This window comes from Azospirillum palustre (assembly GCF_002573965.1).
Lineage (GTDB): Bacteria > Pseudomonadota > Alphaproteobacteria > Azospirillales > Azospirillaceae > Azospirillum > Azospirillum palustre.
The window spans coordinates 971,441-993,863 of the sequence record NZ_PDKW01000042.1; the positions used below are offsets into that span (position 1 = coordinate 971,441).

General features: G+C 66.9%; 30 protein-coding genes. 1 reads left to right on the forward strand and 29 read right to left on the reverse strand.

What is annotated here, in order from left to right; all coding sequences use genetic code 11:
• Positions 1–4 precede the first annotated feature (4 nt).
• The 28 genes from CRT60_RS21775 to CRT60_RS21900 form a co-directional block, all read right to left on the reverse strand.
• Positions 5–1,048 carry a hypothetical protein gene (locus CRT60_RS21775; RefSeq protein WP_098738593.1) on the reverse strand — a complete coding sequence of 348 codons (1,044 nt, stop codon included), beginning with the start codon at positions 1,046–1,048 and terminating at the stop codon, positions 5–7.
• Position 1,049: 1 nt separating this feature from the next.
• Positions 1,050–1,760 (reverse strand): hypothetical protein, encoded by a 711-nt coding sequence (locus tag CRT60_RS21780; RefSeq protein ID WP_098738594.1) that lies wholly within the window; start codon positions 1,758–1,760, stop codon positions 1,050–1,052.
• An 11-nt stretch (positions 1,761–1,771) separates the two neighbouring features.
• Positions 1,772–2,674 (reverse strand): glycine zipper family protein, encoded by a 903-nt coding sequence (locus CRT60_RS21785; RefSeq protein WP_098738595.1) that lies wholly within the window; start codon positions 2,672–2,674, stop codon positions 1,772–1,774.
• Positions 2,671–3,135, reverse strand: a complete 465-nt coding sequence (locus CRT60_RS21790; protein ID WP_098738596.1) for a hypothetical protein — start codon at positions 3,133–3,135, stop codon at positions 2,671–2,673. Before CRT60_RS21790 ends, CRT60_RS21785 begins: the two co-directional genes overlap by 4 nt.
• On the reverse strand, positions 3,132–3,893 hold the full coding sequence (locus tag CRT60_RS21795; protein WP_098738597.1) for a hypothetical protein: 762 nt from the start codon (positions 3,891–3,893) through the stop codon (positions 3,132–3,134). Before CRT60_RS21795 ends, CRT60_RS21790 begins: the two co-directional genes overlap by 4 nt.
• Positions 3,894–3,896: 3 nt before the next feature.
• Positions 3,897–4,691 (reverse strand): hypothetical protein, encoded by a 795-nt coding sequence (locus tag CRT60_RS21800; protein ID WP_098738598.1) that lies wholly within the window; start codon positions 4,689–4,691, stop codon positions 3,897–3,899.
• 11 nt (positions 4,692–4,702) lie between these two features.
• Complete coding sequence (locus tag CRT60_RS36260) at positions 4,703–4,876, reverse strand: hypothetical protein (RefSeq protein WP_161958102.1); 174 nt, start codon at positions 4,874–4,876, stop codon at positions 4,703–4,705.
• A gap of 11 nt (positions 4,877–4,887) precedes the next feature.
• Positions 4,888–5,538, reverse strand: a complete 651-nt coding sequence (locus tag CRT60_RS21805) for a glycoside hydrolase family protein (protein ID WP_098738599.1) — start codon at positions 5,536–5,538, stop codon at positions 4,888–4,890.
• Positions 5,535–5,789 (reverse strand): hypothetical protein, encoded by a 255-nt coding sequence (locus CRT60_RS21810; protein WP_143273344.1) that lies wholly within the window; start codon positions 5,787–5,789, stop codon positions 5,535–5,537. The genes CRT60_RS21805 and CRT60_RS21810 overlap by 4 nt, the downstream gene beginning before the upstream one ends.
• A gap of 10 nt (positions 5,790–5,799) precedes the next feature.
• The gene (locus CRT60_RS36265; protein WP_098738601.1) at positions 5,800–6,291 is read right to left on the reverse strand and encodes a hypothetical protein; all 492 of its coding nucleotides are present in this window, start codon (positions 6,289–6,291) and stop codon (positions 5,800–5,802) included.
• A 339-nt stretch (positions 6,292–6,630) separates the two neighbouring features.
• Positions 6,631–7,671, reverse strand: coding sequence for a hypothetical protein (locus CRT60_RS21820; protein WP_098738602.1), 1,041 nt, complete (start codon positions 7,669–7,671; stop codon positions 6,631–6,633).
• Positions 7,668–9,839, reverse strand: coding sequence for a hypothetical protein (locus CRT60_RS21825; protein ID WP_098738603.1), 2,172 nt, complete (start codon positions 9,837–9,839; stop codon positions 7,668–7,670). Before CRT60_RS21825 ends, CRT60_RS21820 begins: the two co-directional genes overlap by 4 nt.
• Complete coding sequence (locus tag CRT60_RS21830) at positions 9,836–10,525, reverse strand: phage adaptor protein (protein ID WP_098738604.1); 690 nt, start codon at positions 10,523–10,525, stop codon at positions 9,836–9,838. The genes CRT60_RS21825 and CRT60_RS21830 overlap by 4 nt, the downstream gene beginning before the upstream one ends.
• Positions 10,526–10,540: 15 nt before the next feature.
• The gene (locus CRT60_RS21835) at positions 10,541–11,044 is read right to left on the reverse strand and encodes a hypothetical protein (RefSeq protein WP_098738605.1); all 504 of its coding nucleotides are present in this window, start codon (positions 11,042–11,044) and stop codon (positions 10,541–10,543) included.
• 29 nt (positions 11,045–11,073) lie between these two features.
• Positions 11,074–11,343: a hypothetical protein gene (locus CRT60_RS36505; protein ID WP_098738606.1), complete on the reverse strand. Its 270-nt coding sequence runs from the start codon at positions 11,341–11,343 to the stop codon at positions 11,074–11,076.
• A gap of 49 nt (positions 11,344–11,392) precedes the next feature.
• A complete protein-coding gene (locus CRT60_RS21845; protein WP_098738607.1) occupies positions 11,393–11,746 on the reverse strand; it encodes a hypothetical protein in 354 nt (117 codons plus the stop codon).
• 65 nt (positions 11,747–11,811) lie between these two features.
• Positions 11,812–12,822 carry a N4-gp56 family major capsid protein gene (locus CRT60_RS21850; RefSeq protein WP_098738608.1) on the reverse strand — a complete coding sequence of 337 codons (1,011 nt, stop codon included), beginning with the start codon at positions 12,820–12,822 and terminating at the stop codon, positions 11,812–11,814.
• Positions 12,823–12,839: 17 nt separating this feature from the next.
• Positions 12,840–13,880, reverse strand: a complete 1,041-nt coding sequence (locus tag CRT60_RS21855) for a hypothetical protein (RefSeq protein WP_098738609.1) — start codon at positions 13,878–13,880, stop codon at positions 12,840–12,842.
• Complete coding sequence (locus tag CRT60_RS21860; protein WP_098738610.1) at positions 13,877–14,104, reverse strand: hypothetical protein; 228 nt, start codon at positions 14,102–14,104, stop codon at positions 13,877–13,879. Before CRT60_RS21860 ends, CRT60_RS21855 begins: the two co-directional genes overlap by 4 nt.
• Complete coding sequence (locus CRT60_RS21865) at positions 14,101–16,356, reverse strand: hypothetical protein (RefSeq protein WP_143273346.1); 2,256 nt, start codon at positions 16,354–16,356, stop codon at positions 14,101–14,103. Before CRT60_RS21865 ends, CRT60_RS21860 begins: the two co-directional genes overlap by 4 nt.
• The gene (locus CRT60_RS21870; protein WP_098738612.1) at positions 16,343–17,089 is read right to left on the reverse strand and encodes a phage terminase large subunit family protein; all 747 of its coding nucleotides are present in this window, start codon (positions 17,087–17,089) and stop codon (positions 16,343–16,345) included. Before CRT60_RS21870 ends, CRT60_RS21865 begins: the two co-directional genes overlap by 14 nt.
• 14 nt (positions 17,090–17,103) lie before the next feature.
• The gene (locus CRT60_RS21875; protein ID WP_098738613.1) at positions 17,104–17,541 is read right to left on the reverse strand and encodes a hypothetical protein; all 438 of its coding nucleotides are present in this window, start codon (positions 17,539–17,541) and stop codon (positions 17,104–17,106) included.
• An 11-nt stretch (positions 17,542–17,552) separates the two neighbouring features.
• On the reverse strand, positions 17,553–19,001 hold the full coding sequence (locus CRT60_RS21880) for a hypothetical protein (RefSeq protein WP_098738614.1): 1,449 nt from the start codon (positions 18,999–19,001) through the stop codon (positions 17,553–17,555).
• A gap of 4 nt (positions 19,002–19,005) precedes the next feature.
• A complete protein-coding gene (locus CRT60_RS21885) occupies positions 19,006–19,200 on the reverse strand; it encodes a hypothetical protein (protein ID WP_098738615.1) in 195 nt (64 codons plus the stop codon).
• A gap of 4 nt (positions 19,201–19,204) precedes the next feature.
• A complete protein-coding gene (locus tag CRT60_RS37570) occupies positions 19,205–19,336 on the reverse strand; it encodes a hypothetical protein (protein ID WP_280177234.1) in 132 nt (43 codons plus the stop codon).
• Between the two features lie 14 nt (positions 19,337–19,350).
• Positions 19,351–20,043, reverse strand: coding sequence for a Gp49 family protein (locus tag CRT60_RS21890; protein ID WP_244592691.1), 693 nt, complete (start codon positions 20,041–20,043; stop codon positions 19,351–19,353).
• Between the two features lie 23 nt (positions 20,044–20,066).
• On the reverse strand, positions 20,067–20,816 hold the full coding sequence (locus CRT60_RS21895; protein WP_204562057.1) for a terminase large subunit domain-containing protein: 750 nt from the start codon (positions 20,814–20,816) through the stop codon (positions 20,067–20,069).
• Positions 20,813–21,277, reverse strand: a complete 465-nt coding sequence (locus CRT60_RS21900; protein WP_098738616.1) for a terminase — start codon at positions 21,275–21,277, stop codon at positions 20,813–20,815. Before CRT60_RS21900 ends, CRT60_RS21895 begins: the two co-directional genes overlap by 4 nt.
• A gap of 171 nt (positions 21,278–21,448) precedes the next feature.
• Here CRT60_RS21900 and CRT60_RS35795 point away from each other — a divergent pair, with 171 nt between their 5' ends.
• Positions 21,449–21,907 carry a hypothetical protein gene (locus CRT60_RS35795; RefSeq protein ID WP_161958103.1) on the forward strand — a complete coding sequence of 153 codons (459 nt, stop codon included), beginning with the start codon at positions 21,449–21,451 and terminating at the stop codon, positions 21,905–21,907.
• Here the strand turns inward: CRT60_RS35795 and CRT60_RS21905 are convergent.
• Entirely contained in the window at positions 21,888–22,412 is a 525-nt protein-coding gene (locus tag CRT60_RS21905; protein WP_098738617.1) for a hypothetical protein, read from the reverse strand. The genes CRT60_RS35795 and CRT60_RS21905 overlap by 20 nt on opposite strands.
• Positions 22,413–22,423 lie beyond the last annotated feature (11 nt).

Genomic DNA, 22,423 nt, shown 5'->3' on the forward strand with positions numbered 1-22,423 from the left:
GGTCTCATTTCGTGAAGGGCTTGCCGTTGACGATGATCACCGCGCCCTTTGGCGCGGAGGTCTTGAACCACTCGATGTCGGCTTGGCTGCTGGCCGTGAACGGCTCCGCCTGGGTCCCCTTGCCGGCCGGCGGCTTCGCGAGCGACGAGGCCTCTCCCTGCGCAGCCGGCGGCGCGGCGCTGGAGGAGGAAGCGGAGGCCGCGGACGGCGTCGGGCGTGCGCCACCCACGCGCTCGGTTCCGCCGCCCATCTCCTGCTGCACGAGTTCGCTGGTCCGTCGCTTGATGAAGGCGGAGCGGTCTCCGCCGTCATCCTTGAAGTCGGAGGAATCGGTGCTGAACCAGCCGGCGCGTCCATCGGCCTCCGCCTCGGCCCGCTTCTGCGCCTCCTTGCGGATCGCGTCTGTGACGGCCCCGCCCTCGCCCGCCACGAGGCGCTGGGCCAGATCGTCGCGGCCGGCTCCCTTCAGCTGCCGATAGGTAGCGAGCCAATCGACCTGCTTGGTGATGGGGTTGATGTTGGACTGACGGGCAAGATTCAGCTCGCGTTGATCCGCCGGGGTCAGGTCGCCATCGTCCTTGCCGCGAGCCTTCGCGTCAGCCGTCTTCTCGATCTCCTCCAGCTTGTAGCCATGCTGGCGCTCGTCCCGCTGGGACTGCTGGTCGCCGGTGATGCCAAGCCGCTCGCGATCCCACGCCCGCGACTGTTCCTCGCGCCTGGACTGGAGGTCGTTGGACAGGCGGGTGTTCGCCTGGGTGCTGGCGCCCTGCGCGCCGATTTCGCCGATGCGGTAGCCGTGCTGGCGCTCGTCGCGCTGGGTCTGGAAATCGTTCTGCCGGGCGTCCCGGTCGGTCTGGTACTGATTTTGGGTGGCATCGCGCCTCATGGTGAAGTCGTTCTGCGCGCCCTGCTCCTGCATCCGGTAACCGTGCTGCAGCTCCATCAGCCGAGCTTCGCGCTTGGCCTTGCCGTCCTCTTCGGCCTGCGCCGTCAGCCCCTGACCGATGCCAGCGACAGCGCCGCCAATGGCGCTGAGAAGTCCAACCATCTCACATCCCTCCCTGCGGCTGGCGCAGCAGTCCGCGCGACGGCGGCGCGTGCTCCTGCTGCTGACCCTGCTGCGGCGCCCCACCCTGCCCGCTGGCGCCTGCCAGCTGCGGCACCAGATCGCCGAGCCGCCCCTGCCGGTCGGCCTGCACCAACGCATCCCAGTCCTGCTGGAAGGCCTGCCGGTCACCACCGGCGCGCTGGTCCATAGCCCGGTAAAGGTCGAGGGCGCGATACAGCGCCTTCTCCATCTCCTGGTCCGTGTACTGGTGAATGCCCGCCTTCGCCGCGGTGTCGGCGATGTCCTCGAGCAGTTCCGATCCACCGTGGAAGAGCACGCCCGGGCTGACCTCGACGCCCTGCTGCTGGGCGGAATCCTTCAGGCGGGAGACCACCATCACCACCACGGCCGCCAACCCCTCGACCGGATCCGGCGTGGCGGTGAGGCGCTTCAGGATCGCGGGGAAGCTCTTCTCGTCGTAGACGAGCCGGAAAGCCTGATCGATGAAGCGGTCGTATTCTGCCTGCTCCTCGGGGGAGACGTTGGGCTGTTCGCCCTGCTCCATGCCCGGACCGGCAGGCGCCTCCGCTGCCTCCTCCTCCGGGTTGTGACCGGCGGCATCTTCGGCCTGCTCTTCAGCCGGGCTATCCGTCATCGGGGCGCCCGGCCCTCGCTGCATGCCACCCTGCATGCCGGAGAGAAGTCCTGCCATGATGTCGCTCCTCAGACGGTGGCCGGCACCAGCACATAGCGGCCGGTGGCGGGGTCGTAGACGTATTGGGCCTGCACGCCCGCGGCGCTGAAGCGCTGGGACGGCGCCATGCCGGGCTGCTGACCGGCAGTGGCCTGGGCATTGCTGGAGGCGGTTAGAAGGCCGGTGCGGGCGCCCCCATAGTTGGAGCGTATGATGTCCGCGCGCTCCTTCATGGCCTTGACCTGGGCATCGCCCGCATCGGCCGTCATCAGACCCTTGCCGAGGCCGGTCAGGGTGTTGCCGACCAAGCCCTGGTTGCGCTCCAACCAGCCGCCCTTGTCGAAGATGCCTCCTCCGCTGGCGTTGGCGGCAGCCGGTGCGGTGGTGCCGGTCAAGGCGTTGGCGGGCGTTGCCGCCACGTTCGTGGTGCTGCCCGGCATGTTGGTGCGCAGCAGCCCGTTGCGGGCGCCTTGCGCCGAGTCGCTCGGGGGCGGAGCGGTCTCCACCCTGGCGCCCGTCCCCGCTGCGTCGCCGCCGCTGGCGGTTTCCGACGGAGCAGGATCGCCACCTCCGCCATCACCACCGGCATAGCTGTCGTAGGCACCTTTGGCTCCGCCCATCACGGCGCCAGTGGCAGCGCCATACTGGGCACCCTTCATCGCGTCGCCGGTCATCGCTCCCGTGGCGGCACCGGCAACCGCCCCGTATCCCGCGTTGGTGACGGCGCCGCTGATCACGTTGGACAGCGTACTGCCCATGCCGAGGCTGTCGGTCACGCTCTTGACCGCGTCGCCCCAGCTGGAGGTGACGCCCAGCGCGTTGCCGGCGGTGAACATGACGGCACCGGCCGCGAGCGCTACCGGCAGGATCTTGGAGGCGCCGCTTGCCACCCGTTTGAAGACCTTGCCGACCCCCTTGATGACACCGCTCATTTGAACCTCCGCACATACATGGCGCCATCGAGGCGCAGTCCCTTGCGTTCCCAGAGCTTGCCGGCCCGCTCCCAGCCCTCCATGGCTCCGCTGATGCCCGGCCGCACCTCGATCACGCCCGGCGCGCCCTCTGCCCAGCGCAGGAAGGCGTCAGCCAGGCCGAAGGCGGCGCGCGCATCGGCAGTCGGGCTGACGTAGAAGAAGAGGTCGGTGGCGTAGAACTCGGCACTGATGCCGTAGAGCCGGTCGATCACGCCGACGATGAAGCCGTCGACCCGGCCGCCGGTATCGGCGACGTACAGACAGGCTCCCTTCCCGTGGTTCTGGATCGCCGGGATGCACAGCTTCTTGAAGCGCGCGATCTCCAGCGTCGCCCGGTCGGCGTAGACGCTGCGCTGGTGCATCTCGACGGCCAGCTCGGCCAGCTGCAGGATGTCGGCGAACTTGGCGGGGCGGATCATGAAGCCCTCGTCAGCAGGCCGCGGCGCTTGCGGATTTCCGGCACGAACTCGCGGGTGTCGGTTTTGGTTGAGCCACCGGTGCCGGCGTCGCCGTAGCTGTAGTCGACCGTGCCGGGAGGGGCGTCGGCAGTGACGCCGAAGGCGTCTTGGATGCCGCCGGTGATCGCGTTGCCAAGGGTTTCTGCCACGGCGGGACCGGCGGCCATGGCCATCCCGACCGGGCCGCCGACCATGCCGATGCCCGTGCCCAGCACGCCCAACGATCTGCCTGTCGGCGCCGCGAATGCCTGCGAGACCTTGTCCGACAGCCATCCGTCGATGCCGCCGCTGCTGTCGCTCCAGCCGCCGCCATATGCTGCGTCACGATCCGTCGTGGAAAACTGATTGGCGCCATGGGCAGCATTCTCGCCGCCCATCGGACCTGCGCCATTCGAATTGCTTCCTCCTCCGGAAGCTCCTGCCGAACCGGTGTTGCCACCCGTATCGCCGACGCCGCCCGATTCACCTTCGAGAAACTCCTCCAATCCCGTCCGCGGGTTCTTCGACGCCTCAGGCGAGCCGACGATGAAGCGGTTCGGGTCGAGCCCGGCCCCATGCGCGACCTTGGCGAATAGCGCCATCAGCTCCGGCGTCTGGCAGGACTTCGGCACCACCAGCTCGCCCGGCGTCAGGTGCCCCAGCACCCGGTCCCCGCCTCGTCCTGCCTGCTCGGCTGCCACCAGACCGCGACGGGAGATGTTGCCCTGTGCGTCGTCCATGGCTTACCCCGCCGTCGTGGGGGCGGCCGGAGACGCCCAGTTCAGGTTGATGCCGTACATCTGCTCGACCAGATTCAGGCTGCTGTCGCGCAGGGAGGCGATGTGCTGGAGGTAGGCGTTGCGGGTCTCCGCCGGCAGATCGGTGTTGTTGGCGAGCGCGCTGAACTGGCTGGCGTAGAGCTGCTCCATCGACGTGACCGCCGACATGGCCCGCTCCTTCTCGTACTGGGAGACGTTCCAACCGGCGATCTTCTCCTTAGACGCATTGTCGATCTGGAGAAGCCCGACCTTCTGCCGGTAATCCTGATCGGCCAGCACCGTCTTCTGCTGGTAGTCCTGATGGGATAGCGAGGCGTCCTGCCCCGCCTTCTCGACCTGCAAGCGGGAGTTCCAGTTGCCCTGGGAATCGATGGTGCCGAGCTGGTGCTGATACTCCTGCTCGGAAAGCTGCTGCTGCTGGCGGAAGGCTTGGTCGGAGAGGTCCTTGTCATATCCGAACTTCTGCTCCTGCAACCCGCGGTTCTGCCCGTAATCCTGCGATGACAGGTTCTTCGCCGCGGTCTGCTGGGCGTTCTGCTGGGCCATCGGCAGGGCGGCAGCCAGCACCGAAGACTGCGCCGCCCCCACGGCCATGGAGCTGTTCAGCAGGCCGCGCCGTTGGGCCGTCGCCAACCCGTCGGTCTTGGCCTGCTGCATGAGCGGGCCGCCGGCCGACGTGATGCGGGAAACCTCGCTGTCGACCTTGTCGTCTTCCGGCGTCCACGTGGAGCCGCCGCCGTTCGCCGCGCTGTAGGCCATGGGGATGCTCCTCAGTTCATCCCGATCAGGACCTGGAAGACGGCCGTCAGCAGCCCTTGCAGGTCGAGATCGCCAGTCAGGTAGCCGACGGTCGGGCCAACCAGCGCCGCCGCGATCAGCAGGTAGCGCTTCTTGCCGGCCAGCATGCCGCCGCGCTTGATGGTGGAGATGTCCATCGGTTCCATGACGGATCCTTTCAGGCGATGCCCATGGCGCGGGCGGTGACGGGGCCGACGATGCCGTCGGCATGGAGATGATTGGCGGCCTGCCAGAGGGTCACGGCGGCTTGGGTGACGGGCCCGTAATGACCGTCCGGCTTGACCCCGACGACGCGCTGGATTGCCTTGATGCGGCTTTCCTCGTCGCCTTCGGGGGCAACCACGGCCTGCGCCTGGGCAGTCTGGCCTTTGAAGAGGGCTGCCTCGGCTGCCCGGCGGGCCACCAGCCCAGGCAACTGCGTCCGCGCTCCGTTCACGGTCGCATAGACCCAGCGGCCGAACTGGATGCGCGCGCCCTCCCTGTCACCAGAGTTCAGGAGCTTCAGCAAGGTGGAACTGGCAAGGCTGCCCGCCCCCAAGTTGAAGGCGAAGGAGGCGAGCGCCCCGCGCTCGTCATCGTTCAGCGGCACCTTCACCAGGGCATCGACCCGTCCAGCCGCTTCCGCGATGTCGGAGGCCAGGAAGGCATCGGCCTGCTCGACGGTGATGGTCTGGCCCAGCCGCACACCGTCCGTGTGGCCGTAGCCGATGGTAGGAACGCCGGCCGGGCACAGGTAGGCTTCGCGGTACAGGCCCTCGAGGTGCTTCACGAGATCGACCGCGGCACGGCATACCGGCTTGCTGGTCATGATTGGTCTCCGGGATTGGAGGTCGAGGAGGAGCGGCGCGCCCGCCACATCGCTTCGATGCGCAGGAGACCGACGACGATGCCGATGCCGATCAGGATGACCTGACCGATGTCGTGGACGTCGTCGAGCCACCAGGGCGTGGAGAGGTAGCCGCCCGATAAGGCGATGTCGGGGGCGGCGGCGAGGGCGGCTTTCAGCAGCATGGGAATGCGCTCCACACGGGGCATGGCTATGGGGTGATGGCTGCTCATGTCGCCTCCATCAGGCCGCAGTGAATTTCAGGACGACGAGGCCGGGATGCTCTGGCTCTCCGGCATTGTTCACGCGGTCGGAATCGGCGGGGTTGGCAGGGATCTGGCGATCACCAGTGGAGGCTTCGGCATCGGTTCCGGCAGCGATGCGGCCAGACCCGCCGCCTCCCATGTAACCGAAAGCCCCGCCGCCACCGCCGTAATAGCCGCCGCCACCGCCGCTGCCGTTGGCGTCTCCTGCGCCACCATTCCCGCCGCTGCCGGATTGGGCGTTGCTGCCATTCGCACTGCCGCCGGCGCCAGGCCCGCTTTGGGTGCCGCCGTTCCCGCTGCCGCCGAGGAAAGACGTGCCGTCCTGGCCGGACGATCCGCCGCCAGCACCGCCCGGACCGTTGCCGGTTCCTCCTGCGCCGCCGCCGGCCACCAGAATCAGAACGCCATTGATGAACAGCTCCGATCTTGCCCCGCCCCCCCCCGCCAGCCCCCGACCCCGCGCCACCATTCCCGAGGCCGGAACCGCTGCTCCCGGCGGTCGAGCCGACCCCAGCCCCACCGGCGGCATAGGCGATGGTGTCGCCGGGGTTCAGCGAGATCGTCGCCTTCACGTATCCGCCGCCGCCGCCCGTCGCTGTCCCGCCGCCGGCACCCCACAGCTTTGATGTCATGTTGCAGGGAGCGGGGATTGTGAGGGTTTGGATCGTCCTCGCTTGACTACTGACATTGGCCGGCAACTGGTTGGCCGCCATCATGCTTCCACCGAACAGGTCGCAATAGCGCGACCGCCGGATGCTCGGTTCCGGCGGGACCAGCAGACCCGAGGGGCGACGGAGCCAGTCCATGGTCAGAACCCCTTCACATAGACGGCGTCGATGGCGAGCGTGCCGGCGAGCGTTCTGACCACCTCGCAGATGGCGCGGTCCCGCTTGCCCGCCGTTGCGCTGGGAATGGGCGCCGCACCGCCTGGGAATCGGAAAAGGCTGTCGAAAGCGACCGAGCGGCTCCCGGTGCCGTCCTGCATGGGCAGGATGGTGAACTCCATCCCCTCCATGTCATCGGTCAGGGCGGGCGGGCCGAAGGTTGTCCCTCCCGCCATCGTCACCGCGAATTTGTTGCCGGCGGTAAGATCGAGGGTAATGGTGGATGCCCATGGCACCGTCACCACCTTGGGCACCACCGGCCTGCGGAAGGTCAGCGTGCCGTTGGCGGCGGTACGGAACACCTCGATCCCGTTGACGACAAAGCCAATCACGCCAAGAGCCGAACGATAGAAGCCGCTGGTGGCCTCGCCGATCCGCAGGCCGAGGTTGGACGCATCGACGCCGGCCCAGCTCCGCAACCAGCCGGACAAAGCGCCGCCGGCCAACGAGAGATAATTCGCCGGGTCCCAGATGGCGGCCCGGTCGGCGGCAGCCTCCGCACGCGTTGCCGCATCGACGGCGACCGTGGCATTCATTTCGGTCGCGCCGTGCTGGCCGACGAGGACGAACTTCGCGCCATCGTAGGCGACATCGGCGACCGCGCCGGCGACCAGATCGTCGGGCAGGGTGTCGTCGCCGTTGAAGCGCCTGAGGGCCTTCGCCCCCAGCAGGCCGGTCGGCCCCATCACGTTGATGGCGCAAGCCCCGGTACTCGTTGCCGGAACCTTGAAGCGGAAGTTCAGACCAGTTGCATAGCTCTGGGGATTGAAGGGCAGCGTCACCAGATAGGTGGCCGGCCCGCCCGTGGCTGTCGCCCAGGTCGCCCGGCCTTGCTTCAGTGTCATGTCGTCCGGCAAGAGATCGAAGCCGGCGGCGACCGCCTCAAATGTGGCGTTGACCGATTCTGCCCGGGCCAGCGTGCGCTTCGATTCCGGGTTGTCGTGGTTGAAATAGCCGTTCGTCATCGCCGCAACCCTCGCGCGGAATGGTGGAGCGTCAGGCCATGGATGGTGTGAGGATCCTCGTAGGTCGCCTCGGTGCCGATGGCGAGCGAGATGCTGACCCCGCTGCCGTCGATGTACGCTTCGGCGACACCCTCCACCGGGCTCGACCAATAGAATTCGTTCCAGGTGGCCTCCGACCAGAAACCGCCGCGGCCGGCAACGTCGAAGCTCTGTTCGGCAGCCGACGGCAGGTCGGGGTTGCCGTAATCGAAATCGGCGGAGGCATAGAGCGTGGTGTTGGGTGCTGCCGTCACCTCGACCGTCGCCTTGTGGAAGCGCTTGTTGAGGGTCGGGCTGCCGAGATGGTTGAAGGCGAGGCGCACATAACCGGCCAGGGGCTGGCCGTCGCAGCTGGTCCCGCTATCGAGCCGGAACACATAGCCGTCGTCGGAGCCGAAATAGAGCTGCTCGGCACCGTCGGCCCCCTCTACCGAGGCGGCGCAGCGCACCACGCGTCCAAGATCGAGCGGCATGAAGGCCGGACCGTCGCTGGACAGGTCCATCACCAGCCCAGTGCCGTCGGACCAGAAGAGCCGCCACTGGTTGAGGTCACGCACCCGCAGGCTCGCCACCACCGTGGCGCCCGCCTTCCGCTTGCCGTCGAGGTAGGGCTTGATCAGGCGCGACAGCGTGCCGGCCTGGAAGTCGCCAAACTCCTGCACCGAAGCGAGGTTGCGGACGCCGCGGTCATCCAGCCACACCGGCTGCGCCATGGCCTGCACCGACCATTCGATGGCGCCCGCTTCCTCTGTGATCACCTTCAGGTCGCCATCGGCCTGGGAGCCGCTGAACACGGTGCCGTAGAGCACCGCCAGCCGGTTGCGGCCCCAGATCGGCATGGTACCGGCATAGCCCGGGATCATGCCGGCGATGGTCTGACCGATCGACAACTCTCCCGCGCCGGTAAGAACCGACCAGGCGTAGGGATCGCCCAAGCCACTGAACTGGAGCGAGGCGTCGAAGCTGAGGAACAGGTAATTGGAGTGGGCAGCGATGTGGCGCGGCGTGTCGGTCGCCATGCCGGTCAGGATTGGCACGAAGACACTGCCGTCCCATTCGAAGGCCGGGTTGACGCCATCGCAACCATACATCCGGTCGGCGCCGGCAAGACCGGTGAAGTTGTAGTTCTGGAATTCAAAGCGGCCGCCCGGCAATAGGGTAATCGCCGCGGAGCCGCCGTCGGCCACAGCCTTGGTGGAGCCGCCGACCTGGAGGTTCTCGCCATTCTGGAAGGCGCCGGAGACGGTGGCGAAGAGCAGCTGGCCTTTGGCCGCGTTGCCCCCGGTCCAGTCACCCTCGCGCACAACCACCCGCGTCACGACGCCGCTGGCGCCGGAGGTGGCGCCCATCACGCTCTGCCCCTCGATGATTGCGCCAGTGCCGGCGGTGAACTTCACTCGGTGGCCCAGCGACTGCGCCACCCACCCGCCGGCCGTCGCCTTGTGCATGATGCAGGCTGCACCACCCGCGTTGTCACGGAAGGCGTAGAGCGCGCCCGCATAGCCCCATATGCCGCGGATCGGGCCGTCGCCGGGAACGGCGCCGATCTGGGCGCGCTGCAGTTCGATAGCGGCGCGCAGCCATGCCCGATCATCGCTGTCGTTGGAAGCCCCGCGCTCGGTCGCTCCATCGGCTGCCGTGGCCCGGGTGCCCCCGCCGACCTTGAGCGCCTCGCCGTCGGTGAATTGCCCGTCGACAGAGGTCAGCACGACGAAGCCGCGGGCAGTGCCCTCTTCATAGCTGCCGCCCTGGTCGAGCACGGCCGTGATCGTCAGGTTGCCCATCGCCGCGGCGAAAGCGTTGCCGGCGCGGGTGGTCAGGGTGAGAACCCGCGGCTGGCGCAGGATGGCGTCGCGCAGCGCCTGCCCGCTGGCTCCCGAGGCGCCGCCGGTGACAGTGTCGCCCTGCGTGATCGCGGTCATTCCATTCTCGAAGGGCAGCACCCAGTAGGAGGCTACCGAGGGAAGCGGCCGACCATCCACCCGCTCATACCCGGCAATCCGGGTGTAGCCCTCCTTGCGCGGCTCATAGTTCACCCCGCCCAGCGCTGCGCCGGGGTTGCGCAGGATGGCGGGGGTGACGAGGTCCATGCCACCGACGGTCGGGTAATGGCCGGTCTGCTGGCTCATGCGAGCGGGCCTCCGCCGATGGCGATCTGCGGCAGCTGGTCGCGCTCCAGTTCGCCCACCACCCGGCGCAGGTTGGCCGTGGCGGTTGCCATGGCCGTGGGCGCCTCATCGTGCTCGGCCAGCAGCTGGAGCGCCCGCCATTTGATGGCATCGTGGAAACGCACTGGCATGGCCGGCGTATCGGTGTTGGCGGTCAGCACCTGGGGTGCCGCGCGATATTCTCCGCGCACCACATAGACGCCGTCCGGTACCGGCCCGAGAAGGAGGGCGCCATTGGACGGCTTGACGGAGCAGGCAACCGGGCGCTGCTGGACCTGTGCGCCGCGCCCATAGATCACGCGATAGCGGCCCCAGCTGATCGGCGCGATCTCACGCTCATCGGCGGGACCGATGGCCTGGTCGTAGAGGGTGACAGAGCCATCGCTGACGATCCAGGCCGCGAGGTCCGTGATGTTCCAGGCGGCGGAGGTGTATTCGGCGGTGCCGGCGATGGTGACCGCCTGGAACTCCTGACGCATCCACAGCCACGCGCTGCGGCTGTTCTGGATGTCGGTCCAGGCCTCGGCGGTGAATTGGATGATCTTCGCCAGCCGGCCGGATTGACCGCTGACGCTGACCGGTTGCGCACCGGAAACGGTGCCGCTGTCGCGGGCCACGGCTTGGCAGAGTTCGAGGAAGGTGGACATCGCCGGGCGCCTCGATCAGGCCGCCGCCGGCATGGACAGGATCTGCATCGGGTAGAGCGGGACCTCACGCGAGGTGATGTTCCCCTCCTCGTCCATGTCGTAGAGGGTCTGCGTCGCATGCAGCAGGGCCTCGACATAGGGCAGGCCGACGTCGCAGGGCTCGGCACGGGGGATCAGCATCGACTTGCCGTTGACAGCGACGAACACCGGGCGGTCGCCTCCGGGCTTCTCGTCGCGGGCGATGACGATCTTGGCCCGCGGTCCGCGCTGGTAGCTGCCGGGATCGACGGCATGGGCAGGGGTTTCGCCGGCCGGAGCTGCGGCGGCGGCCGGGGTGCCGATGGTATCCGGAACCGTGATGTCGTCGCGCTGGTAACCGGCTGCCGAAATCTTCGAGCGCAGGGTCTCGATCCGGATGTTTGGATTCGGGCCGAGGTCGACACCCAGCACGGCGGTGGCGAACCAGCGCAGCTGGTCGACGGTGGCATCGGCGATCTTGATGGTGACGTCCTGGGACATCGCAGAGCTCCTCGGATCGGGCTGGAAGGTCAGGGCAGCAGGCCAGCGGTCTTGAATGCGGTGATCAGCTCGTTCACCTTCGCGGAGAGGTCGGCGAAGTTGTTGTTGATCGCGGCGCTCTGGTCGCTGCCGTTGGTGGCGCCGACCGCCTGGAGGGTGTTGTTGGCGGAGCCTCCCGTGCTGTCGGTCAGCGAGGCGACGGCCGGCGCGCTGTGGACCTGCCGGAGCAGGGTGTCGAGCGCGCGGCCTTCGCGGATCTTGCCGATCAGCTGGAGGGCGGCGGTGCGGTTGCTGGGCATGGGCGAAAGTCCTGTTCATGGGGCCGGGCCGCCGGAGCGGCCCGCGCTGTCAGCCGCGCTGATTGCGCATCGCGATCCAGACGATCTTCTCGCCCGACGCGTTGACGTCGGCGTCGGCACCGATGGTGAAGCCCTCACCAGCGGAGGCGGAGCCGGCATAGACGCTGACGCCGTTGGTGGTGACGTAGGCGTGGCTCTTGTTCGCCGTGGTGGCGTTGTCGGCGATGCGCAGGTACTTCATGCCCGCGGCGGCCGGCATGTCGCTCGTCCACTCCATCATCGGGTCGAGGTTACCGGCATCGGCGATGTTGATCAGCTTCACGTAGTCGGGCTGCCAGCCCAGGCTGACGTTGATGGCGGCGCCCGTGCCGTTGACGGTGCCGGAGCGGAAGTTGGAGGCCATGGCGGCTGTCCTTCGTCAGGGAGAGGGGGCGGACCGGGAGCGCCGGCCCGCGTGGAGCCGGTCGCTTAAAGGGCGGTAACCGCCACCTCGAGCCTCGACATCCAGTTCTGGTTCAGGATCACGGCCGTGAAGTAGGTCTTCCACGACACATAACCGCGCTGCCCCAGCGGGTCGGACTTGTCCGGCTTGCCGGGGTTCAGCACCATCGGCGTGATGGCGCCGGCCCCCTTCAGCGGGACGGTGCCGAAGGCTTCCTTGCCGAAGTACAGGATGGGATAGACATCGGCGCTGGTGCCGCTGGTGCTGACCATGGCCGTGCCGGAGCCGTTGTAGGCCGCGCCGGCATCGACGAAGGGATTCAGCTCGGGCGACAGGACATAGCGCACATCCTCGACGGAGCCGATCTCCTCCGGGCACACCGGTTTGCGGCTGCCGTATTCGGCCACCGGGGTAAAGCCGGGCATGCCGCGGATGTCCGATTCCAGATCGGTGTGGGCGACGGCAATGTAACTGGCCTCGATGGGCTTGGTGCCGTAGTTCGGCGACCCATCGAGGATGTTGGTCAGCTTCCCTGCCTTCTGCGCCTTCAGGAAGCGGGTGACGGCGCGCTGCTTGGAAAGGCTGATCGGGGTGTTGACCGACGAACGGCTGGCGCCGTTGGCATAGAAGACGCTGGTGCCGGCCTTGATGACGCCATAGGTCACCATCTCGGTGGTCAGGGCCGCCTGCTCGCCCGCGAACATGGAGGCATCCTTCAGCACAGGATCCTCGGCCAGATCGTCGACCACGTCGGTGATCTCGATGGGCTTGCCGTACTGCTTGAGGGTCGCCGTCACATCCTCGTAGCTCATCTTCTGAGCCGACGGGGTGACGCCTTCGACCAGCGGCGTGGTGGCGGCGGTGAACGGGATGGGACGGCGGAACTTGACCGTGTCGGCCTTGTTCTTCGGCATCGGCTTCGTCGCGCCGAACTTCTGGAGCACGAGCACGGGCTCGGCGTGACGAAGCATCTCACTGGCGGCCCAGGCGGCGGTGCGCTGGTTGATATCGCCGTAGGTGGTCTGACCGGTGGCCATGGGGCACTGCCCTCAGTTTAGCGGCCCCGCTTGGCGTAATAGTCGAACGCAGTGTCGAAGTCGTCGGGCGGTCCGCCGGCCGGGCCTGCGCCTCGGCTGGTGACCGCAGCCCCTGACTCCAGCTGGCGTTGCCGGCGGGCCGCGAGGTTCGCGGGGGCACCCGTCGCCGTGGCGCCGGATGCGGACGGTGCCGCCGTTGCCGCCCCCACTCCCTGGTGCGCCTTGAAGCGGGTGATGATGTCACCGGCTTCGGCCGCATCCTGAATGGCCTCTCCGTTGCGCTGGATGGCTTCCACCACGTAACGGGGCTGGGTTTCCAGCCACTTCGTGAACGCGGGGTTGCCGGTCACCTGCATCCAGTCCGGGTGCAACTGCGTCAGGGCCTGTTCCTCGCGGTCGAGGGCCTGGTCGCGTTGCGCTTGGGCTTCCGTGGAATCCCGCTGGTCGAGGCGCGTCAGTGCTTGGGAGAGCTGCGTCCGCAACGACGAAAGCTCTTTCAGGACTGGGCGTGCGACCTCGGGGTATTCCTCCTGAAGCCGGCGGATGTCGGCATCGGTGGAATCAGGGTCCTGGCCCGTCGAACCGGCGGCCTTGGTGGAGGCGGCCAACTGCTTCTTGAGGGTGTCGACTTCGCGCTGGAGGGCTCCGACGCGGCCCCGGTTGGAGCGGCTGTCGTGTTCCAGCGACTGCAGCCTTTGCTGGGCGGCCTGATAGGCGGCCCGCTGCGGCTCACTTGCGGTAGACCATATGTCGTCGCTTCCGCCCTGTCCACCCCCTTGGGGTTGCGTCGCTTGGGTGCTATCACCCCTTTCGGTGCCGCCGGTCGTGGCGGTGCCGGTGGCGGTGCTGCTGGCGGACGGCTGCCCTACGCCGGTCGAAGCGGCGTCGGTCGTGCCGGACGGCTCGGGTCGGGCAGCCTCGCCAGCATCCGCCGCGGTGTCCGCGCTGCTGGCGAACTCCGCGAAGGCCTGCTCGAAGCTGGTATCGTCCGCACCCGTGGCGGTGCTGGTCTCGGTGGCGGCCTGCCCATTGGCCGGCGGGGTCGTTGCGGTCGTCATAGCCCGTAGGTCTCCTGGGAAACAGCAATGGCGGGGCGCTCCTCAGCGAGGGCGAGAAGGTCGGTGATGGCGATCAGCCGGCCGCGCAGCACCTGGGTGCGGTCGTGTGGCGTGGCTGGGTTGTCGATTTCGGCGCGAATGGCGGCGCGGTCCCGCTCCGCCCATGCGGTGATGGCCGCCCATGTGGCGGAATGGCGGTCTATGGCGCTGAAGGGGGCGGTCATGGCGCGAACCGGGTACCGGCCGGCATGGTCGCCGGATGCGGTGCGGGCTGCCCGGCGGGATGGGCCGGCACCATGGCCGTCTGCTCCTTCGCGGCCTGCCGGTCCTTGAAGCCCACCTCGGCGGCGAAGATGCGCTCCTTGTGCTGCTGGTCGGCAGCCTGCATCTCGAGCTTCGACCGCATCTGCTCGACGGTCAGGTTCTGCGCAGCGGCCAGCTTGGCGAGTTCGGTTTCCCGGTTGATCTGGGCAACCTGGATCTTTGTCTCGGCGTCCAGCTGGGCCTTCTGCATCGCCGCCTCGATCTTCTTCATCTCGATGGCCGCGCGCGGATCGTCCTGCCCCTGGTTCTGCTGCTGCGCCTGTTGCTGGGCCTGCTGCGCCTGGGCGATCTCATCGTCGGTCATGACGATCTCGTCGGCGGAGATCATGTGCGCCTGGACGGTCTTGCGCAGCAGCGGGGCGGCCTTCACCAACGGCCCGAGCACCGGGTGCCCGGTGAACTGCATGCACATCGTCATGAGGTTCTGCGCCTGCGCCTCGCGCACCAGCAGCACGGAGGTGCCGCGGGCGTCGACCTCGAAGTCGCCCTTGATGGCCTCCTTCGGGTTGAACTGCATGTTCCAGTCGTAGAGGCGGCGGATGTTGGGAACGGTCACCTCGTCGTCCCAGTCCTTCACGGCATCGCGGAAGATGACGTTGCTGGCGTTCTGCAGCATGGCCATGCCGTTGGCCGTCTGCGTCTGGTGCGCGCCGGCCTCGCCCTGGGCGATCAGCGGCAGGGACACCTCGTCGTCGATGAACTCCTGCGCAAGCTTGATGATGTTCAGCAGCTCCGGCTGCCGGCTGTCGATGGGATAGGTCTCGAAGACAGCGCGCATGCCGTTGGCGCTGATGGCGTCCGTCTTGGCGAACCAGATTTTGCGGGGCTTCAGATCCCAGCTGCTGTCCGCCGGCTCCACCCGCGTCTTGTCGATGACGATCTGCGGCCCGGTCGACAGGCCGCCGTTGTCCATCATCATGCGCCAGGCGGCATTGAGGGCCGATTGGGTGTCGCGCATCAGCGACGGCACGCCCCGGCCCCAGAAGCTGCCCTTATCCCGCGCGAAGGCAAAGGCGGAATAGATCGGGTCCTGGCTGTCCAGCACATGGATGCCGAACTTGATCACCTCGTTCTGGCAGAACCAGACGACGGCCTGCACCTCGTCGAGCGGGTCGATCTCGCCATATTCGGCCGCCGCATCATGGTCGCCCTTTGCGCCATAGAGGCAGCACAGCTGTTCGGCGGTCAGCGGCCCGTTGTATTCCCAGACGGTGAACTTCCCCTCCACAGCCCCCTTGTCGCCATCGGTGATGGAGCGGACCTGCGCCATCCAGGGGGGCGGCGTCTCGCGGGAGTCCTCCTTCAGCAGCCGGCGGATGGCGTCGGCGGAGAAACCCGGCTTCTTGGCGAGCCGGCGCATCTCGGTCTTGCTGAGGAGGTGCAGCTCGAAGAAATGTTCGCACTCCTCCACCTGATTGCCGTTAGGGTCCGGGTAGAAGCGCCATGGATCGACACGGGTGTATTTCGGACGGGGATCGCGCACCTCCACCATAGCATCCACCATGGCGGTGCTGCCGTCCGGCTGCTGCAACGGCACCTTGCCCCAGCTCCGCCGCGTGCGGCTGTCGACCACCGGCCCCTTCAGGATCCCGGTGCCGAGCACACAGGCATCGTCGATGGCCTCACGGCAGTGGATGCCGTAGCGGCTCTCGGTCAGCTGGTCCTCGATCTCCGCCTGCATGGCCTCGGCCCGCAGCTTCGCATCCTCCAGCTTGGCGCGGGCCTGATCGCCGGCCTGGCGCTGCGCATCGTCGGGATGGTCCTGCGGCGTCTTGGCAGCGGTCGACAGCTCCGGTACCGGCGTCGGCTGGATGCCCCAATTCCGGTCGTCGGTCGGGAACAGAAGGTCGGAAAGGCGCGCCTTCCAGGCGTTGGTCTTCGGCTTGGTCTGGTTGACGAACAGACGCGACCGATCAGCGCTCTTGAGCTTGCCCTCGGTTTTCTCGTCGTACCGGCCGTGATACTGGCGCAAATCCTCGTACCAGCGATCCTCCACCGTCACCCGCTTGGACACCGCATCCTTGGCGAGCCGGTCGAGGTCGTTGGCGATCTGCCGCACGCGATCCTGGAGACGCATCTCGGCCGCGACCGCATCGGCCTGCGCCTGCTGCTCGGCCATCTCCATGGCGAGCGGCTCCTCAGTACCCTGCATGACTGTCTCCGACGATGGGCGAGGCGATGGCGCCGCGGGCATGGGTGGGGGCGACGATGGCGATGGCGAGGCCAGAGCGGATCAGGTAGCGGGAGCCGTCCATCAGGTGATCGTTTGCCTTGACGATCTTGCCCTTCTCGTCGCGGCGGTAGAGCCGGTACTCCGCCAGCCAGTTGAGGCAGGTGCGGAACACCTTCAGCCGGCCGGTGGCGAGCCGCATCCAGACGTCGTCGATGCCGGCATCGATGGCGTTGTCGGCGAGACTCAGCTTCAACCCGAGGTCGGTGTAGTTCTGGACGAGCTGCTGGCCGTCCCGCTGCGACCGGCCGCGCGAGGCAGGATCGATGACGCCCGGTATCCATTCGCCCCGGGCACGGATGGCGGTGGCGTGAACCGACGGCTCGGCCTGCCCGCGGTAATGCTCGGCGTAGAGATAGGCGGTATCGGTGTTGGGATCGAGCGCACCCCAGATGGCCGCCGTCCGGTTCCAGCCGACATCGAGGCCGTAGGCGCGGCGCCAATAGGCGGGGATCTGGAAGGGCTCAACGGTGATGGCCGATTCCTCGACCGGATAGATGGCGCCGGCACCAAGCGAGGGGATGCCCTTCGACCGGGCGTCGCGGAGGTATGGCTGCGTCGAGGCCAGCAGTTCGCGCTTCGTGTCCGCATCGAGATGCGGCACGTCATCCCAGCCTGCCTGGACCAGATAGCGTGACGAGGTGATCTCGGGCATCGATAAATCTCAGGTCATTCGAATGCCGGACGAGGCGCAGCGACCTGCGCTTCCAACTGCGCCACGCGGGCCAGGGCGGCGTCGCGCTCCGCCTGCAAGGCGGCAATGCGCTCCCGCGAGGCGGCGAGATCGGACAGCATGCCCACCAACCCCTGCTCGGCCACCTGCTGGGCTTGCAGCGCAGCATCGCGGGCCGTGGCGGCTACCTCCCGCTCCTGATCGGCGGCAGCCTTGGCGACCAGGGCGTCGATCTGCCCTTGGTCCAGTACGTCCGCCAGCGGAAAGCCGGCCGCGGTCTCACTGGAAATTTCCTTGGGCGCTTCTTCGCGGTCGCCGATGACCGAGCCATCATCCTCTCGGATGACATACCGATAGGCGATGTGCGCCCCCTGAAGCGCCCCGTCTTGGTTCCACCGAAACAGCAGCTCGTAGGGCTTCTTTTCAACCTGCATGGAGGATCTCCTCAAGAAACGATGGCACCGTCCGGAAAGCGCCAAGCGGCGCCATCGGAAACGGCAAGGCGGCGGTTGGATGAGCCATCTGCGACAAGCAGAAGGCGGCCGGCGGGGCTGGCGCTTGGCAGTGTGGCAACCGTGTAGCTGCGCAGGCCAAGCAGCCCATTCGTGTCGACGATGGTCGGGCCGCCCCCAGACACGGCGATCTGCTTGCCGGCGAGGAGGCGCAGATCGCCCTGCGGCTCAGTCACCTGCCCGCTGGCGTAGAAGCGGACCACGTCGCCGGTGCCGCCAGCCAGGACGCGGAAGTAGTTGCCACCGGCGACGGCCTGGACGGTGTACGTAGTCGCCCCACTGGGGAAGGAGATGTTGTACTGGGCCGGCAGTAGGGCCATGCCGGTGCCGGACACGCTGACCAGATTGGAGCCGCCAGCTCCGATCATCGTCTGGTCGCCACCATAGAGATATAGGGTAGCTGACGTTCCTGATTTGACCGTCAGGGTGCCGCCGCTCGCTGTCCGCTCGACCGTGGATTGGGTGACTTTGGTGCTGTTTGTCCGGTCAGTTCCGGCGTGCAGATCGACTGATGAGTACACCGAGCCAAGCTTGTCCACGTCGAACAGCACGGTGGTCCCGGCGCTGTTCTTGAGCTTGAGGAACTTGGCGCCCGCACCGCTGCCGGCCCCCATGCCAGCTTGGATAACAGCGTCCGCGTATTCGCAATCCTGGTCAAAGACAATGCCGTTCGCCCAGCGCGCCCCAAAATAACTGAATATGCGGATGGCTTCGGCATTGTCATTGATGCCCGACGGAGCAAAGTTTCCCGCCTCCACCACGGTGGCGCGCGTCGTCGTTGCCACCGGAGTCACGTCAGCGCTGATGCCGGCGAGAGCGGCGGTTGACGTGCCCGATCCGCTCGCCCCAACGCGAATGGCCTTGCCTGGCCCGGAGCCCGAAACCGTCACCCGGCCGATCACGCCGCGCACAGGCTCCGTATCGGCATTCGATCCGTTCAGATCGAAGTGGTAGCCGAACACCTTGCCATTGCCGGTGTTGGTGCCGGTGATTCTAATCACGTCGTACTGCTTGCCCGACGGCACATTGACGGCGCCAAGCTCGTAGCAATGCAAGGACGCCAGCGTTGCCGACGATAGGTCGAAGACCGGTGCATAGTCGGCCGTCAGCCGCGCCGATACCCGCATCGGCCGCGACACGGACAGGCCGGCGTTGTCGTAGAGGCCAGCGAGGGCATCGGCCAGCGAGCGGGGCACCGAGCTGCCGGCGGGCGTCACCACCGTCCGCGACGCGTCTCCGTCTTCCGGCAGCAACCCCTCCCTGATCTTCGCGACGGTCGCCCGCTTGGTGTCAGATCCTGTGTCTATCGGGATGCTCTCGTCGCCCGTCAGCGTGTCCGCCTCGTCGAGCTGGTAGATGCCAATTTTGTCGGTGGCGGCCATGGGATCACCTCGGCATGGTCGATGCGGCCGGCGCTGGATCGTCGCCCTGCGGCGCGCCGGTGGGACGGGATGGAAGCGGTCCGCCGGCCCGCGGCGTCACCGCCTCCAGCAGCGTGTCGAGCGGGCAACCGTCGATGTGCGCCCGGCCGGGCCCGATGCCGCAGCGCAGGCACGGGGAGGAGGTGGCATTGATGGCCATCGCCTCAGCCCTCCACACGCACGCGAACCACCCACAACGGGGCGGTGCTGGCCAGAAGGACGGCGCGGAACGGGATCGGCGCGCCCAGGAATGCGAGCCGGCGCTCGGTCACCGTGATGGCGGGCAAGGGCTCCATGGACACGCCTCCGGTCAGGCCGTCAGCCCGCGCACCACGGCGCGGAAGGTCTGCATCTGCGCCGACACGGTCTCGCCGTCTTCCTGGTTCGGGTTGGCGAGCAGCTCGCTGACAAGCGCGATGCTGTCCGCCTTCTCGTCGGATGACAGGTCGCCCCACAACCGATCGGTGCCGCCCACCGCCGCTCCCGCCTCATAGGCCGTCCGGGCGATCAGGTCGACCGGCACCGCCGGCACACCCTGGCCGCGGCGGTGGTTGGCCTCCGCCAGCAGGAAGCCGAACAGCGGCCACAGCTTGCGGAAGGCGTCGTCGTGGGCGATGCGCTCGCCGATGTCCTGGCGGAAGTTGGCCGGGTTGACGCAGGCGGACTCGCCGCGGACCGAATAGCCGTTGTCCAAGGTGATGTGGCAGATGGTGACCGTGGTGCCGGGTACGGTCATGTAATCGGTCCCGACGATGCGGGAGCGGATGTACTCCTCCGTCACGCGCTCCGCCGGCGTGGCGGCGATGGCGCGGGAAAGCCCGTCGTCGGTCAGCAGGCCTGCGGGCTTGGTCTCGATCACATCGGATCCGGCCGAACCGGTCAGCGTCTCCAGCACCGGGGCCGAGATCACGTCGCCGGTCGTGCCCAACTGGATGAGGTCGGCCGGGGCGGTCTGTTCGGTGGTGCCCTGCTGCGGCTGATCGGCCGCGTCTTCGTTCGCCATGGTGGCGCGCTCCTGATGGTGGGTCAGTTGGCGGAAAGCCGCATCTCCTGCGGCAGGAACTGCATGACGACCTCGCTCAAGCCTTCGAGCGGGGTGAAGGTCAGCATGACGATGCCGCGCGTGGTGGCGGTGCGGATCAGGCACTCGCCGTAGACGTCCTCCGGCGGCTCCTCGTCGAGCCAGATGACGTGCTGTTCGGTGCCTTCGAAGGACCCACGGCCCTGCTGGAAGGACTTGAACCCCAGCACCGACCAGCCGGCGGACTTGTGCTTGATCGGGATGGTGTCCACGAGATCCTGCACGCCCTGCTTCCACGTCGGCCGGCCGAGCCGAACTCCGGGGATGATCCCGGTTCCGGTGACGTTCTTCTCCGCACCGCGGGCGATGTCGCCCAGCAGCTTCGCCTGCACGATGTCGCGGGTGGTCTCGTTCGTCTTGCCGGCCGCCCAGGCGCGCACGGGGTGATGGAAGCGCTTGCCCTCCCACCAGTACGGATAATCGCCGGTCAGGTGACAGGTGATCTCGAAGCCGCCGGACACCGTCTTGCCCACGCGGTTGGCGGCCATGAAGCAGCGCTCGCGGTGCGTGGCGCCGGCGCGGAAGAACTCCATGTGCTTGGGGTAGAGGTGCCGGGCGCGCGGGCCTTCGTCGGGGAACAGGGCGGCGAAGCCGATGCGGGAGAGGCGATGGTCGCGCTCCTCCAGCATGGCGAGCAGCGCCTCGCGCTCCTCCCGCGGCATGGCGGCGATCTGGTCGGGGGTGAGGGCCATCATTCGCCCTGCCCTCCCCCGCTGGTGCCGCCCAGCGTCGCCAGGCGCTCTGCGATCCTGGCGTTCAGCTCGTCGTCGGTCAGCGAGGCGTGGTCGATCTTGCCGGAATGCTCGATGGCGACGTTGTCGCGGAACTTCAGCGGTCGCTTGGCCTTCAGCATGAAGATCAGCAGCGTGTCGGAATACTCGCGGACGGTGCCGCACTTGGCGCCCTGGTAGAAGACCGGCTTCAGCGTGCCGTTGTGGGCGCGGCGGAGCGCCTCGTCTTCCAGGGCGTCGATGCCCCGCTCCACCGCTTCGTCCCAGGCCTTGGCGAAGGCGGGATCACGCTCGCGCGCCTCGTAGGCAGTCTGCCGGGCATAGCGTGTGGACTTGCATGCGGCGGTGATGTTGCCGCCGTTCTCTTCGAGCGCCTTGAGGAAGGCCGCCCTTTTTTCTTCGGTCCGTTCCGTACGTGTCGCCATACCTCCCAAGATCGGAGGATCGACGGATGTTCCTCAAGAGTTCGCAGTACCCCTATTTGATTCTCCGCCAAAGCGGAAGACCTTGACGCCGAGGACGCAATACGTCGAAGGTGTAGAAATATCGCCACGTGGGAGCAGATTATGAAAGCATACGTGCCAGGAATAGCAAAAATGCCTATCGACGTTCCGCTTGGTGGGATTTTTATCGTTAAATCTACGAATATGCTTCAGTACTTTATCCGCTCCAGCTTCCAAATATCTGGGAAAATTGAAGAGCGTGCGATATATTTATCCAATGATGGAAACGCTTTTTCCATGTTTGATTTAAAAGGTGGTGATTTCAATGACCCATGCCTCTTCTTAGGTAGAGAATTCGCCGCAATTCCAAAAATTGAATCGATTTCTTATGAGAAATCATATTCTGCTAAAGGAAATTTTATAGTTTGCGGAGAACAAAGTTACATTGGGCTTGGCCACTCAAATCAATACGGACACTTTCTATTCAATCTGTCTACAGGAGAAATAAACATTGGAGAACTTGAAGGACCACATTTTTGTTTTATGGAATGGGCGCTTTTAGATGTAAACAGCTCCGCCGAGAGAGAGATTTTTAAATTTTCATTAAAATGAATATTCCCTCTCTTATAACTTCCACCACTGACACCATCCGCCCATCGAGCGCATAGCACCCGTGCTGGCCGATGGCGAGGCGACGCCCCAGCGCCTGCACCGCACGCTCGATGGGCGTCCTCTCCATCGTCATCCTGCGCCGAACGTCGTCCAGCACAATCACATCGCGCCGGGCCTCTGGCCGGGGATCGTTCGGGCGGCGAAGCCCGATCCGCAGACGCCGCACCTCGACCGTCCGCGGCCGGACCTCAAACCGCGCTCCGATCTCCGCATCGGTCAGCCGCTCGGTCAGCACTAGGCGGCGCAGCTCGGCATCGGCGCAAGGCCAGCCGCGGTGGTTGACCAGTCCGATAGCACGGCGCAGGCCTGCGACCTGCCAAGCCTCCAGCCCCCATTCGCCGGCGATCTGCGCATCGGTCATCCGGCGCACCAGAACCAGCATGGGCAGCGAGGCGCGCAGACCTTCGGGGACGCGGCGGCGGGGCTGTGCGGCGATGGCGCTCATTCGGCGCTCCC